Here is a 13,592-nt window from a genome sequence, read left to right on the forward strand (position 1 = left end):
TAAAAATGGGCGAAATTTATTCACCGGGAAAGCTGATGCTTACTTCAGAATATTTCGCTGTAGACGGAGCTCTTGTCCTGGCGGTACCAACCAAGCTGGGACAAGAGTTTTTTTTTGATGAAACTGCAGATGCAAAATCGCTCATTTTCTGGGAAGCATATCATCAGAATAAATTTTGGTTAAAGGCTGTCATCGATTATAAAAACTGGCAGATCTTAGAAACCAATATCAACTCGAGTGCTGAGTTTATTCTTAAAACACTCAAAAATGTTCAGAGTCTTTCTGAAACTAAATTTAAAGGCACAGATTCCTATAATTTAAAAACAAACCTTCAGTTTCCGGCCGATTACGGGCTGGGAAGCAGTTCAACTCTAATGAACAACCTTGCGGAATGGTCAGGAATTGATCCTTTCCTTCTCAATGCGCTTAGTCTGGGCGGCAGCGGCTACGACATTGCAGTGGCAAAAGCTAAATCGGCAGTGCTCTTTCAGAATAAACCTCAGATTCATTTTGAAAAAGTTGATTTCAATCCTGAATTTAAGAACGAATTGATTTTCATTCACTTAAATCAGAAACAGGATAGCAGGGAAGGAATTAACCATTACAGAACAAAACCGAAGTCTCAAAAACTGATAGACGAATTTTCTAATCTCACAAAGAATATTTTGTTGTGTGATGAATTAGATAAATTTTCCGAGCTAATGATGCTGCATGAACAACATATTTCGAATTTCATTGAAATTCCGACAGTTAAATCGATTTTCTTTGCAGATTGTGCAAAATTTGTCAAAAGTTTGGGTGCCTGGGGCGGTGATTTTGTGATGAGTGCAAAATTTGACGGCTACGAGGACTATTTTTGGGGCAAAGGTTTCACTACTATATTCGGGTGGGATGATTTAATTGATTGTTAATCAATTGCTTAAAACGTCTTTTTTTTATTTGTCATTTTCACATATATTTTTATATTTATCGAAGTTTAACAATTCGTTAATATTAACGACGTTAAATAAACAAAAAGCAAAAAGAAAATATAGTAAAATGAAAAACGCTAAAATCATCCAGGATTTACAAAAATTAGGGATTAAAGGAGATTACGAATTAATTTATAATCCTTCCTACGAAGAATTATATCAAGCGGAAATGTCGCCTGAAAATCAGGGTTTTGAAAAAGCTGAACTGACAGAATCCGGTGCGGTTTCTGTACAGACAGGGATTTTCACAGGTCGCTCGCCTAAAGACAGGTACATTGTACAGGATGATGTTACAAAAGATACTATTTTCTGGGACGGTAAAGTAAATTTGCCTACAACACCCGAAATTTTCCAGTCCTGTAAAGATTTAGTTTTAACTCAACTTTCTGATGCCAAAAAAATATATGTTGTAGATACATTTTGCGGTACCAATGATGATACGAGACTAAAAGTAAGATTTATCGTTGAAGTGGCGTGGCAGGCGCATTTCGTTACGAATATGTTTATCCGTCCTTCTCATTACGATTTGGAAAACTATGGAGAGCCTGATTTCACGGTCATCAACGGTTCAAAAACAACCAATCCAAACTGGGAAGAGCAGGATTTAAATTCTGAAAACTTTGTAATGTTCAACCTTACTGAAAAACTTCAGATTATTGGCGGAACCTGGTACGGTGGCGAAATGAAGAAAGGAATGTTTGCGATGATGAATTATTACCTTCCTTTGAAAGGTATGGCATCGATGCACTGTTCTGCAAACGTAGGTGAAGAAGGAGATGTAGCGTTATTCTTCGGGCTTTCGGGAACAGGAAAAACAACTTTGTCTGCAGATCCAAAAAGATATTTAATCGGTGACGACGAGCACGGCTGGGATAACAACGGTGTTTTCAACTATGAAGGCGGATGTTATGCTAAAGTAATCGATTTGTCAGCAGAAAAAGAACCGGATATTTTCAGAGCAATCAAAAGAGATGCACTTCTTGAAAATGTCGTGGTAAATGACGGAATCGCTGATTACACAGACGGATCTATCACAGAAAACACAAGAGTTTCTTACCCGATTTACCATATCAATAAAATCGTTTTGCCATCTAAAGCAGGTCACGCAAGCAAGATTGTTTATCTTTCTGCTGATGCGTTCGGGGTTTTGCCTCCGGTTTCTATTTTAGATGAAAACCAGGCTCAGTACCACTTCCTTTGCGGTTATACTTCAAAATTGGCGGGAACTGAAAGAGGAATTACAGAACCGGAACCATCTTTCTCTCCGGCATTTGGAGAAGCTTTCTTAACATTACACCCAACAATGTATTCAAAAACATTGATCGGGAAAATGAAAGAACACGGTGCAAAAGCATATTTAGTAAATACAGGCTGGAACGGAACCGGAAAAAGAATTTCTTTAAAAGATACAAGAGCAATCATTGATGCCATCATCGACGGATCAATTGAAACTGCTGATAAAACAACGATTCCTGTAATGAATCTGGAAATTCCAACTTCGTTACCAAATGTTTCTGAAGGAATTTTAGATCCAAGAAATACTTATAGTGACGTTGCAGAATGGGAAGAAAAAGCAAAAGATCTTGCTGCAAAATATATCAAAAACTTCGAGCAGTACTGCGGTAATGACGAAGCCAAAAAGCTGATTGCTTCTGGTCCTCAACTTCAGGAACAGACCATTTAGAAATAGTGAAATGGAATCCGTCTCACAACAAAATTTGAGGCGGATTTTTTATTTCAGTAAAATGTATATTATTTTGGAAAATAGAAAAAGTTGTCCTCTTTAGGCAACTTTCTTTCTTAGATTGTGTGCTAAAGCGTGTAAACCGAACTCCAATTCTACTTTTTTCAGACCTTTGAGGGTAAACCGCTTAAAATTATTGCAATGTTTGAGATGTGCAAACACAGGTTCTACTTCAACCGAGCGTTGTTTTCTTTTTTTAATGCCTTTTTCACTGTTTAAAAGCTTTCGTATTTTCTCTTTGTAATCTTCCAAATGATGGTTCCGTTCGATGCTTCGGTTTTCTTTGGAACTGTGGCAAACGCCTCTAATTGGGCATCCATAGCAGTTTTTAGCCTGATAATGGGAGAGCTTTTGAGGATAACCGGTCTTGGTTTTGCGCGTGCTTTCGTGCGTTTTTTCCATCTTTTGTCCCATCGGACAGATATAAAAATCGCCTTCCCCGTTGTAATGCAGATTTTCTTTGCTGAAAGTCTTGTGTTTCGCCTGATAATGGGCATTCTGCTCTTTGTCGAAAGTATTGTATTTTACAAATGGTGTAATATTGTTCTGTTCCAATAATTCGTAGTTCTGCTCGCTTCCGTACCCCGCATCGGCAGTGAGTTCTTCCAACTCTTCCATTCTTTTTTTACCAAACAATTTCTCAAAATTTTCCAAATGACGCTCCAAAGTATTGATATCATTGGTTTGCTGATGGATGGTATAATTGACGATGATTTGATTTTGACTTCGTCGAATCTTCGATTTCTGTGGAAATCTGTGCATTATAAGCCGGTTTGAGCTGTCCATTCATCATGTGATCGTCCTTCATTCTCATGAAAGTAGCATCTTCATCGGTCTTGCTGTAGGAATTCCGCTCTGCTAAAATAGCTTCCTGAGCTTCGTATTTATCGAGGTTTTTCTCAAAATTGTTTTTAATGTAATTCAGTTTGGCTTTGGCTTTTTTGTCGGAATCGGTTTTACCCCCGCTGCCTTTTAATTTGGCATTGATATTTTCTGCCGTTTGCCGGATTTTTTCTTTGCTGATCTCTTTGAACTCCGGCGGTTCAGGGTCTTTATCTTCTTCCTTTGCCACACTTTGAGCGTATTTCCAGAGCTCTTCCAGTTGACGAAGCATTTTTTCTTTGTTGGTTTTGATGGAATTTGCCCAGACAAAAGTGTAGCGACCCGCCTGTGCTTCAATTTTGGTTCCGTCTACAAACACCTGTTTCAGGCTCACCAAACCTTCTTCTGCCAAAAGCAAAACCACCTGGGAGAAAATATTTTTGAAGGCGGCTTCAAGTTTATGGGCACGAAAACGGTTCACGGTATTGTGATCTACAATACTCATGTTGGAGAGCCACATGAAGTTGATGTTTTCACGAAGCGCTTTTTCGATTTTCCGCGATGAATAAATATTGTTCATATACGCAAAAACCATCACCTTGAGCATCATCACAGGGTGATAACTGGGATTTCCTTCTTTACTGTAAGCTTTCAGGAGCGGGTCAATGTTTACCTTCTCCAAAATATCATTAACGATCCGAACAGGATGATTTTCGGGAATCAAATCCTCAAAACTATAAGGAAACAAAACCAACTGATTTTGATTATAATGCTTAAAATTCATAAACAACTATCTGATTATCAGATATAAATATACGAAATCCTGCAATAATTACCAAAAAAAACCGCCTCAGTTGTGAGACGGATTCTTTTTTATTTTAGAGAAAATCTGTATAATTATTTTGATTTGAATGAGGAAAATTCACAATTTAATCTGTGTAAATCCGTGCAATCTGTGGGAAACTACTTCAAACTCAATATCGCCAACCGATACCCCTCCATCCCAAAGCCAGACAAAACCGCATCCGTACAAGCTGCCGTTACAGATTTCTGTCTGAATTCTTCCCTTTTGTAAATATTGCTGATATGCACTTCCACCTTTGGTTTCTGAATATTTTTTAAACAGTCAGCAATTGCATAAGAATAATGAGTGAAAGCTCCGGGATTGATCACAACCGCATCAAAATCATCTTCCTGCAGACGGTTGATCAGTTCACCTTCAATATTGGATTGATAGTACAAAATCTCATGAGAAGAAAACTCCGATTTCAGTTTTTCCAGATATTCTTCCATAGAAACACTTCCATAGATTTCCGGCTCCCTTGTTCCGAGAAGATTTAAGTTAGGACCATTTACAATTAAAACTTTCATAGGATAAATTTAAATAATTTAAATTTAAAAAAGAGATGATCAGTTTATAACCAAGAAATTTTGAAAAAAAATTTGCTTCTCCTCACATCTTGGACGTCGCATCCCGCATCCGGCAACTCGTACCGCGAACCCCGCCTCCCTGACTTTCATCATAAATCAACGCCAAACTCAATTTTCTACACTATATTTGTAGTAAAGATTTTTGTTTGAAGTTTTTCGTATCCTTTTTCATCGTTTTTACCATCGCTATTCGTCCCGTTTTGCCGATGCTTAATTATGCGGTGAATTATGACTACATTGTAAGAAATCTTTGTGAAAAAAGAAATGTGGTAGATTCCAACTGCAAAGGGAAATGTTATGTTGGAAAAGAGCTGGCAAAAACTGAAAAGCAGTCCAATAGTTCTCAGAATGTGAAAATTGCGGGTCTGGATGTATTTCTTTCAAATGAAATTATGTCTTTTTCAGATTGTTTAAGTCTTAATCTTGAATTGAAAAATCCAAATTCCGATTACCTTAATTTTAACACTTCAGAATATCATTTCAGAATATTTCATCCTCCGTTAGCGTAAATTTATTTAAACTAAATTCTTCGTTTGAATGTAATATCTCATCCATTTACATTAAATCTACAGACTCATCTGCATCTTGCTTAAAAATCTATATGATTTTCTTAAAAAAAACTTAACCATTTAAATTTCTTAATGGTTCAGATTTCCAATTCATATTAAATTTAGTTTAAACATTACTCAGTTTTATTCAGTCAAATTATTAATTTCAATTTAAAATAAAATGAAATCAAAATTCTTTTTAACAGCATTTTTGTCGGTTTCTTTAATTGCCTGTGCACAGGAAACCCCGAAAGTAAAACATAAAACAAAAAATAAAAGTTCAAAGTCAGTTTCAAAACCTGTAAAATTCGCCAACGCCATTGATCCTATTTGCGAGATGAAAACCGAACCGGATATGAAGCATACTTTTGAGTACAAAAATAAAACGTACGGTTTTTGCAGTGCTTACTGTAAGGACGAGTTTAAGAAAAATCCGGAGAAATATGTCCAAAAATAAGAAGGCGGAAAGCAATACAAAAAAGAAGATTATTCTTCCGCTTGTAGTGATCGCACTGTTGTTTTTTGGAATCGGTTTTGGAATGAATTATTTTAAAACCAGTCTTTTTACAGTGATGAAGGTTCCTGATTTTAAATTAACCAATCAGAACAACAGGCAGATCACCAATAAAGATATGATCGGGAAAGTTTATCTTGTGGAGTTTTTCTTCAGCAAGTGTCCAACAATTTGTCCGGTGATGAATAGCAATATGAGATTTATTGAAGATGAAATCAAAAGTCCTGATTTTGGAATTATTTCAATCAGCATCGATCCTGAAAATGATACACCAGAATTATTAAAGCAACATTCTCAAAAGATTGGTGCGAAATCTCCTAACTGGCATTTTTTGACTGGCGATCGGGCATATATAGGTAAATTAGCTGATCAGTTTGATATCTATGTTGGAGATCAGGAAGATGAAAGCGAAAATCTCAATCACAGTGGGATGATTGCCTTAGTAGATAAAGAGGGGAAAGTGCGTTGTAGGTTTGATCAGCAGAATAAACCGATTCTCTATTATTCAGGTTTGAATTACGAAGATGCTGAAGGAACAAATCCTCAGCTGAACGGAAAATTTCATCCCGACAGAGAAAAGCTGATTGAAGATATTAAGAAATTATTGAAAGAGTAGGAAGAGGGAAGAGGGAAGTCGGAAGTTATGGCATTTTGTTGTAGACTTCCAGCTTCCATCACCCCGCTTCCAGCCAAAGAATTAAAAGTTTAACCTTACATAAAAATGTTATGAAGATTTTTAAAGTAGCTGCATTCACTGCAGTATTTGCGGCGCAGTTTGCGTTTGCACAGTTCAAGCAGACGCCATTGCCTTATGCTTACAATGCACTGGAAGGTAATGTGGATGCGGAAACCATGGAGATTCACTATTCAAAACACGCAGCAGCTTATGTTGCTAATCTGAATAAAGCAATAGCCGGAACTCCACAGGAAAAGCAGACCCTGTTTCAGATTTTGTCTACTGTTTCAAAGGCAAATCCTGCCGTGAGAAACAATGCAGGTGGGCATTACAACCACGAATTATTCTGGACTGTTCTTACGCCACAGAAAGACACAAAACCTTCAGAAAAATTAGCAAAAGCGATTACTTCAACTTTCGGAAGCATGGATGCATTCAAGGAAAAGATGGCAAAAGCTGGTGCAGACCGTTTTGGCTCAGGTTGGGCTTGGCTTTCTGTCGATAAAAGCGGAAAGTTATTCGTTTCTTCAACACCAAATCAGGATAATCCTCTGATGGATGTTGTAGAAGAAAAAGGGACGCCAATCTTCGGTATCGATGTTTGGGAACACGCCTATTATTTGAAATATCAAAACAAAAGAGCGGATTATTTAACTGCCATCTGGAATGTGACCAACTGGAAAGAAATCAGCAGAAGATATGATGAAGCTTTAAGCAAGAAGTAATCTTATATTATACATTACAAAACCGCATTTCAATCAGGATTGCGGTTTTTTATGATTAAAGATTTAACTTAAAACAAAAAACCATTGAAATAAATCAATGGTTTTGTAGCCCGTAGGGGAATCGAACCCCTCTTACCAGAATGAAAATCTGAGGTCCTAACCGATAGACGAACGGGCCATCTACCAAACTGTAAATAAATGAATATTTGCAGGGTTAGTTTTTTGTTTTTATAAGTTTCAACTCTTATTTAATTGTCCGGTTAGAAACAATTAAGTTTAGTAGCCCGTAGGGGAATCGAACCCCTCTTACCAGAATGAAAATCTGAGGTCCTAACCGATAGACGAACGGGCCAACTATATAATTACGCTAATTTATTAACGTGCTTAGTCAATTTGCTTTTCAAGTTAGCTGCCTTATTCTTGTGAATAATGTTTTTCTTAGCTAATTTGTCCAACAAAGCGATAACTTTTGGCAATTGCTCAGTAGCAGCTGCTTTGTTTTCTTCGCTTCTCAAAACTTTTAATGCAGTTCTTGCAGTCTTGTGGTAATATCTGTTACGAAGTCTTCTTACTTCGTTTTGTCTGATTCTCTTAAGTGCTGATTTATGATTTGCCATATCGTTCAAATGTGAGTGCAAAAGTATAGACTTTTTTTTTATCTGCCAAATTTATTTGTGAAAATTTTTAATTTTCTTCAGATAAATATTTCTGAGCTTTTCTCTTGCGGGTTTTAATTTTTATTTTGTAGTCTATAGGAGAATCGAATAATCTCTGTAAAGTACCATCAATAAAGACTTTCTAAAAACAAGGATAACGTTTTACTAACGTTTTTTCAAATTTCTATAAAACCTTAAAATTTTAGATCTCTGTTCTACCTATTGGTTTAATTGCGGGCAAAGATAAAATAAATTGTTTAATTGTAAAATACTAAATGTGCATTACAATGCCCTGCTATTAAGTTTTTTTTGAAAATCTGTCTGTTTGGTGAGAAGTAAGTAAATATGCGGCTTGTCAAATTAAAGCTTTTTTGAGAGCATTTATTTATGAAAGAGTAATATTGCTCAAATATTATTTTTTAGCAAAGCGGTTCCGTTAGAAAATATTTGGAGTCCTCCAACTCCACTTTAGAAAAAACAACTACCTGTTCAAAAGTGTTTTTTTTAAGCCAGATCTAGTCAGCGTTTCTATTTTTCTCAGTGGGTGTTAAGTTCTCTATTTGTGCGTAATATTTATTTTTAAGTATAATTGCGTACTAACAATTTTGTCTTCAATTAGTCGTTTACTTTAAAAAAAACTTTAAATTTGCTTAATGAATTTTCTGAAACTATTATTAACGATTTATTTTATGGTGCTTTCTGTGGTTCCATGCAATGATGTTAGTGCTCAGTCGAAGAATGGCATAGACCAATCCTACAGCAATTTGATGGATTCTGAAGGGACACATGCAAAAGACCATGGGGATATATGTTCACCTCTATGTACTTGCAACTGCTGCCAGATGACGGTAGCTTCTTTTAAAGTTGAGCCTTTAATGCCTTTATCAAAAAAGGCAACCGAATATTTCTCAAAGAAAATTCATTTCCAAAAAAACGATTTCGCATATTTGGTTTACGACCAAATTTGGCAACCCCCCAAAATATAATTTTTATTGATTAGATGGGAGACGTGTGTCTTTCATCCATTTGTCGTGGAAACTTTGCAATACCGTTGCGATGTATTCCTGTTCATCTTTGTCGCTCATAATTCATCAATTTTATTGATGAAATGAGTTCGATATTCAATAAAAATTAAATCCAATGTTAGATAATATCATACGATTTAGCATCAAAAACAAAATCATTATAGGATTGATGACTTTGATGCTGGTCATCTGGGGGACGTGGAGTGCCACCAAACTACCAATTGATGCCGTACCTGACATCACAAACAATCAAGTACAGATTATTACCGTTTGTCCTACACTTGCAGGACAGGAAGTTGAACAACTCGTTACATTTCCTATTGAACAGAGCATTGCCAATGTTCCGAATATTGAAGAAACGAGAAGTATTTCCCGTTTCGGACTTTCAGTAATTACGGTTGTCTTTAAAGAAGATGTCGATATTTATTTTGCCCGTCAGTTAATCAGTGAGCAGTTGAAGCAGGCTTCTGAAGAAATCCCTCAAGGAGTAGGAACTCCTGAGATGGCTCCTGTGAGTACGGGTTTAGGAGAGGTATACCAGTACATTCTTCATCCTAAAAAAGGAAGTGAGAAAAAGTACAGTAGCAAGGACTTGAGAACAATGCAGGACTGGATTGTTCGAAGACAGCTTAACGGAACTGTCGGAGTTGCAGAAATTAACAGTTTCGGAGGAGAGTTGAAACAGTATGAAGTAGCTGTCGATCCTAACCAATTAAAAGCAATGGGAATAAGTATTTCTGATGTTTTTACCGCTTTGGAAAAAAACAATCAGAATACGGGAGGTGCTTACATTGACAAAAAGCCAAATGCTTACTTTATTCGAGGGATCGGGATTGTAACGTCAATTGATGATGTGAAAAACATTGCTGTAAAAAATGAAACAGGAAGTGTTCCCATTTTCATTAAAGATGTAGCAAACGTAGGTTTGGGTCATGCAGTTCGTTACGGTGCTCTAACGTATAATGGCGAAGTTGATGCCGTTGGAGGTGTTGTTATGATGCTCAAAGGCGCAAACAGTAACGAAGTTGTTCAAAGAATTAAAGATAAAATCCCGACAATTCAAAAGTCGTTGCCTGAAGATGTTGTCATCGAGCCATTTTTAGACAGGACAGATTTGGTAGGAAGAGCAATCAGCACTGTTGAAAAAAACTTAATTGAAGGGGCTTTAATCGTAATTTTTGTTCTCGTTGTTTTTTTAGGAAATTTTAGAGCCGGACTGATTGTAGCATCAGCGATTCCACTTTCATTGTTATTTGCTTTAGGAATGATGAATATTTTTGGGGTAAGTGCAAACCTAATGAGTTTGGGAGCCATCGATTTTGGTTTAATTGTCGATGGAGCCGTAATTATCGTCGAAGCAACTTTACATCATTTAGGATTGAGAAAAACAAATAAAATTCTTTCACAGTCTGAAATGGATGAAGAAGTTTTCCTTTCTGCATCGAAAATTAGAAGCAGTGCGGCTTTCGGTGAAATTATCATTCTTATCGTTTACATTCCAATTCTCACTTTGGTGGGTGTCGAAGGAAAAATGTTCACGCCTATGGCTAAAACAGTCGGGTTTGCGATTTTGGGAGCATTGATTTTATCTTTGACCTATATTCCGATGATGAGTGCTTTGCTTCTGTCTAAAAAGCCGATGAACAAAGAAACTTTTTCAGATAAAATGATGAATAAACTTCAGGAAATTTATCAACCATTATTAGAAAAAGCTTTAAAGATTAAATATTGGCTGGTAGGTGGAACAATAGCATTATTTGCTTTTTCAGTTTTAATTTTTGGAAGAATGGGTGGCGAATTTATTCCGCAATTGCAGGAAGGAGATTACGCTTTTCACTGTATTCTTCCACAGGGAAGTTCGTTGAGTCAAAGTATTGAAACTTCGATGCAGGCTTCAAGAATTATCAAGCAATTTGATGAAGTTAAAATGGTTGTCGGAAAAACCGGAGCTGCCGAAGTTCCAACCGACCCGATGCCACCTGAAGCAACGGATTTAATTGTTGTTTTAAAACCCCAAAAAGATTGGGAAACAAAAAAATCCTACGAGGAATTAGCCGATGAAATTTCGGAAAAGCTGGAAAATATTCCCGGAGTTTTCTTTGAAAAAAATCAACCGATTCAGATGCGATTTAATGAGTTGATGACCGGTATCAGGCAAGATGTTGCTGTGAAGATTTTTGGTGAAAATTTGGATTCACTGGCAATTTATGCTGATAAGACTTCAAAAGTGATTCAGTCAGTAAATGGCGCAACTTCGCCACAAATCGAGCGGGTGAGCGGACTTCCGCAAATCAATGTCGAGTATGACAGAACAAGAATGGCGAATTACGGATTGGATATCGAAGATGTCAATAATGCTGTAAGTACTGCATTTGCAGGGAAATCTGCGGGTCAGGTTTTTGAAAATGAAAGGAGATTCGATTTGGTTGTCCGTTTAGACAGCCTCAACAGGACGAACATCGATGATGTCAACAATCTGATGATTTCAACCAATTCAGGCGTGCAGATTCCGCTTTCGCAGGTTGCAAATATTGATTATAAACTCGGTCCGGCACAAATCAGCCGTGAAGCCGGAAAAAGGAGGATCGTTATTGGGTTTAATGTCAAGGGGCGTGATGTGCAAAGTGTTGTAGAAGAAATTCAAGGAAAACTGGATAAGCAGATGAAGTTACCTTCCGGTTATTATTTCACTTATGGCGGTCAATTTGAGAATTTACAGGCGGCGAGCAAAAGATTGATGATTGCAGTTCCGGTGTCGTTACTGTTGATTTTTATGTTGCTGTATTTTACATTCCATTCATTTAAACAGGCAGCGTTGATTTTTACAGCGATTCCTATGAGTGCAATCGGAGGAGTTTTCGCATTATTATTGAGAGATATGCCTTTCAGCATCAGTGCAGGAATCGGATTTATCGCTTTGTTTGGAGTTGCCGTTTTGAATGGAATTGTTCTGATTGGGACTTTCAACCAACTTGAAAAAGATGGCGAAACCAATATTCTAAAAAGAGTAATGGAAGGTACCAAAACCAGATTAAGACCGGTTCTAATGACTGCAACTGTTGCTTCTTTGGGCTTTTTGCCAATGGCGATTTCCACAGGAGCAGGCGCGGAAGTTCAGAAACCTTTGGCAACTGTTGTAATTGGAGGTTTGGTTACAGCAACGTTTTTGACTCTGTTTGTATTACCGATGTTGTACATTATTTTCAGTAATAAATTTAGAAGAAAAAATATTGGTTCTAAACCTTTAACAACGGTTATAGTCTTGGGGTTTTTATTTTTCGGGCAAACTTTCACTGCACAACAAAGAAGTACTTTGACCGTAGAACAGGCAACGCAGATGGCTCTGACTAATAATGATTTAATGAAATCGAAAGATTTTGATATTAAATCGACCGAAGCTTTAAAACCAACGGCGAAAGAACTTCCAAAAATGAATATTGATGCTCAGTTAGGGCAATATAACTCCAGAAAATTTGACCAGTCTTTTGCTATTTCTCAGACGATTCCTTTTCCGACTTTGTTCAAAGCGCGGAGAGATTTGATTAATTTGCAAATAAGAGGAAAACAAATCAGCAGAGAGATCTCAGAAAACGAATTGGCAAAACAGGTCAGAACTTATTTCTATCAGATAGAATATTTGCAGTACAATCAGTCGAAACTGAAAAATCTTGACAGTTTGTACAATGATTTTATACGAATTGCTACGGTGAGATTCAAAGCCGGAGATATTAAAAAGATTGAGATTAATACTGCTGAAACTCAAAAGGGAGAAATTAATTTATTGTTGAAACAGAACGAAGTTTATTTGATGAATGCCTATAAAAATTTAAAAACGGTTTTAAATACTTCTGAAAATATTGCTGTTGCATTTGACAAAAATTACCAACCTTTAAAAGCCGATTACGTTTTAGATAGTTCAGCAATTGGCAAACATCCTACCGTAAAAGCATTTTATCAGGAAATGGAAATTGCGGATAGATATAAGAATGTCGAAAAATCTCAGGGACTTCCTGAATTTACCATCGGTTACACAAATCAGTCGTTGATTGGATTTCAAAATGTGAATGGAATGGAGCAATATTTTAATGGAAGTAATCGATTTCATTCCGCAACAGTCGGTGTTTCAATTCCTTTGACGTTTGGAGCGACAAAGGCAAGAATGCATTCTTTTGATTATCAAAAACAGATAGCTGCAAGTAATGCCAAATTTCAGCAAAAACAACTGGAAGCACAATTGGAGAATGCGTTTAACCAGTACCGGCAAAATGTAGAACAATATGAGTACTACGTAAATCAGGCAATTCCAAATGCTGAAAAAATTACAAAAGCCGGACAACTCGGATATAAAACGGGTGAGATTTCTTATGTGGAATATCTATTCGCATTGCAAACAGCAACCAACATTCAGTTAAAATATCTGGAATCCATTCAGCAGGTAAATGAGTCTGTTGTTATCATCAATTCAATCATCAATAAATAG

The 13,592-nt window shown here is 36.7% G+C and carries 10 protein-coding genes, 2 tRNA genes and 1 pseudogene; 8 read left to right on the forward strand and 5 right to left on the reverse strand.

Features of this window, described 5'->3' with window-relative positions:
- Positions 1-5: 5 nt before the first annotated feature.
- Together NG809_RS11295 and pckA are read left to right on the forward strand one after the other, a co-directional pair.
- Positions 6-911: a GYDIA family GHMP kinase gene (locus NG809_RS11295; protein ID WP_262150703.1), complete on the forward strand. Its 906-nt coding sequence runs from the start codon at positions 6-8 to the stop codon at positions 909-911.
- A 127-nt stretch (positions 912-1,038) separates the two neighbouring features.
- Complete coding sequence (pckA, locus tag NG809_RS11300) at positions 1,039-2,655, forward strand: phosphoenolpyruvate carboxykinase (ATP) (protein ID WP_262150705.1); 1,617 nt, start codon at positions 1,039-1,041, stop codon at positions 2,653-2,655.
- A 99-nt stretch (positions 2,656-2,754) separates the two neighbouring features.
- Here pckA and NG809_RS11305 read toward each other — a convergent pair.
- Positions 2,755-4,321 (reverse strand): annotated as a pseudogene (locus tag NG809_RS11305) (IS1182 family transposase).
- Positions 4,322-4,500: 179 nt separating this feature from the next.
- Positions 4,501-4,908 (reverse strand): type II 3-dehydroquinate dehydratase, encoded by a 408-nt coding sequence (locus NG809_RS11310; RefSeq protein WP_262150707.1) that lies wholly within the window; start codon positions 4,906-4,908, stop codon positions 4,501-4,503.
- A gap of 206 nt (positions 4,909-5,114) precedes the next feature.
- Between NG809_RS11310 and NG809_RS11315 the strand changes: the two genes are divergently transcribed.
- From NG809_RS11315 to NG809_RS11330, 4 genes are all read left to right on the forward strand, one after another.
- A complete protein-coding gene (locus tag NG809_RS11315; protein ID WP_262150708.1) occupies positions 5,115-5,477 on the forward strand; it encodes a hypothetical protein in 363 nt (120 codons plus the stop codon).
- A 220-nt stretch (positions 5,478-5,697) separates the two neighbouring features.
- The gene (locus tag NG809_RS11320) at positions 5,698-5,973 is read left to right on the forward strand and encodes a YHS domain-containing protein (protein ID WP_262150712.1); all 276 of its coding nucleotides are present in this window, start codon (positions 5,698-5,700) and stop codon (positions 5,971-5,973) included.
- Entirely contained in the window at positions 5,960-6,646 is a 687-nt protein-coding gene (locus NG809_RS11325; protein WP_262150714.1) for an SCO family protein, read from the forward strand. Before NG809_RS11320 ends, NG809_RS11325 begins: the two co-directional genes overlap by 14 nt.
- A 110-nt stretch (positions 6,647-6,756) precedes the next feature.
- The gene (locus NG809_RS11330; protein WP_262150716.1) at positions 6,757-7,431 is read left to right on the forward strand and encodes a superoxide dismutase; all 675 of its coding nucleotides are present in this window, start codon (positions 6,757-6,759) and stop codon (positions 7,429-7,431) included.
- 106 nt (positions 7,432-7,537) lie between these two features.
- Here the strand turns inward: NG809_RS11330 and NG809_RS11335 are convergent.
- The 3 genes from NG809_RS11335 to rpsT all read right to left on the reverse strand — a co-directional run bounded on the left by NG809_RS11335 (position 7,538) and on the right by rpsT (position 8,048).
- Positions 7,538-7,609, reverse strand: a tRNA-Glu gene (locus NG809_RS11335).
- Positions 7,610-7,711: 102 nt separating this feature from the next.
- Positions 7,712-7,783 (reverse strand) — tRNA-Glu (locus NG809_RS11340).
- A gap of 10 nt (positions 7,784-7,793) precedes the next feature.
- A complete protein-coding gene (gene rpsT, locus NG809_RS11345; protein ID WP_056035301.1) occupies positions 7,794-8,048 on the reverse strand; it encodes a 30S ribosomal protein S20 in 255 nt (84 codons plus the stop codon).
- A 692-nt stretch (positions 8,049-8,740) separates the two neighbouring features.
- Between rpsT and NG809_RS18380 the strand changes: the two genes are divergently transcribed.
- Both NG809_RS18380 and NG809_RS11350 read left to right on the forward strand, forming a co-directional pair.
- The gene (locus tag NG809_RS18380) at positions 8,741-9,073 is read left to right on the forward strand and encodes a DUF6660 family protein (protein ID WP_317619148.1); all 333 of its coding nucleotides are present in this window, start codon (positions 8,741-8,743) and stop codon (positions 9,071-9,073) included.
- A gap of 154 nt (positions 9,074-9,227) precedes the next feature.
- Entirely contained in the window at positions 9,228-13,592 is a 4,365-nt protein-coding gene (locus NG809_RS11350) for a CusA/CzcA family heavy metal efflux RND transporter (RefSeq protein WP_262150721.1), read from the forward strand.

The sequence above is a fragment of the Chryseobacterium foetidum genome, from assembly GCF_025457425.1.
In the GTDB taxonomy this organism is placed as follows: domain Bacteria; phylum Bacteroidota; class Bacteroidia; order Flavobacteriales; family Weeksellaceae; genus Chryseobacterium; species Chryseobacterium foetidum.

Bases quoted from the DNA above. Each gene is read 5' to 3' on its own strand.
- NG809_RS11295 (WP_262150703.1), top strand. From the start codon at position 6: ATGGGCGAAATTTATTCACCGGGAAAGCTGATGCTTACTTCAGAATAT.
- pckA (WP_262150705.1), top strand. From the start codon at position 1,039: ATGAAAAACGCTAAAATCATCCAGGATTTACAAAAATTAGGGATTAAA.
- NG809_RS11310 (WP_262150707.1), bottom strand. From the start codon at position 4,908: ATGAAAGTTTTAATTGTAAATGGTCCTAACTTAAATCTTCTCGGAACA.
- NG809_RS11320 (WP_262150712.1), top strand. From the start codon at position 5,698: ATGAAATCAAAATTCTTTTTAACAGCATTTTTGTCGGTTTCTTTAATT.
- NG809_RS11325 (WP_262150714.1), top strand. From the start codon at position 5,960: ATGTCCAAAAATAAGAAGGCGGAAAGCAATACAAAAAAGAAGATTATT.
- NG809_RS11330 (WP_262150716.1), top strand. From the start codon at position 6,757: ATGAAGATTTTTAAAGTAGCTGCATTCACTGCAGTATTTGCGGCGCAG.
- rpsT (WP_056035301.1), bottom strand. From the start codon at position 8,048: ATGGCAAATCATAAATCAGCACTTAAGAGAATCAGACAAAACGAAGTA.
- NG809_RS18380 (WP_317619148.1), top strand. From the start codon at position 8,741: ATGAATTTTCTGAAACTATTATTAACGATTTATTTTATGGTGCTTTCT.
- NG809_RS11350 (WP_262150721.1), top strand. From the start codon at position 9,228: ATGTTAGATAATATCATACGATTTAGCATCAAAAACAAAATCATTATA.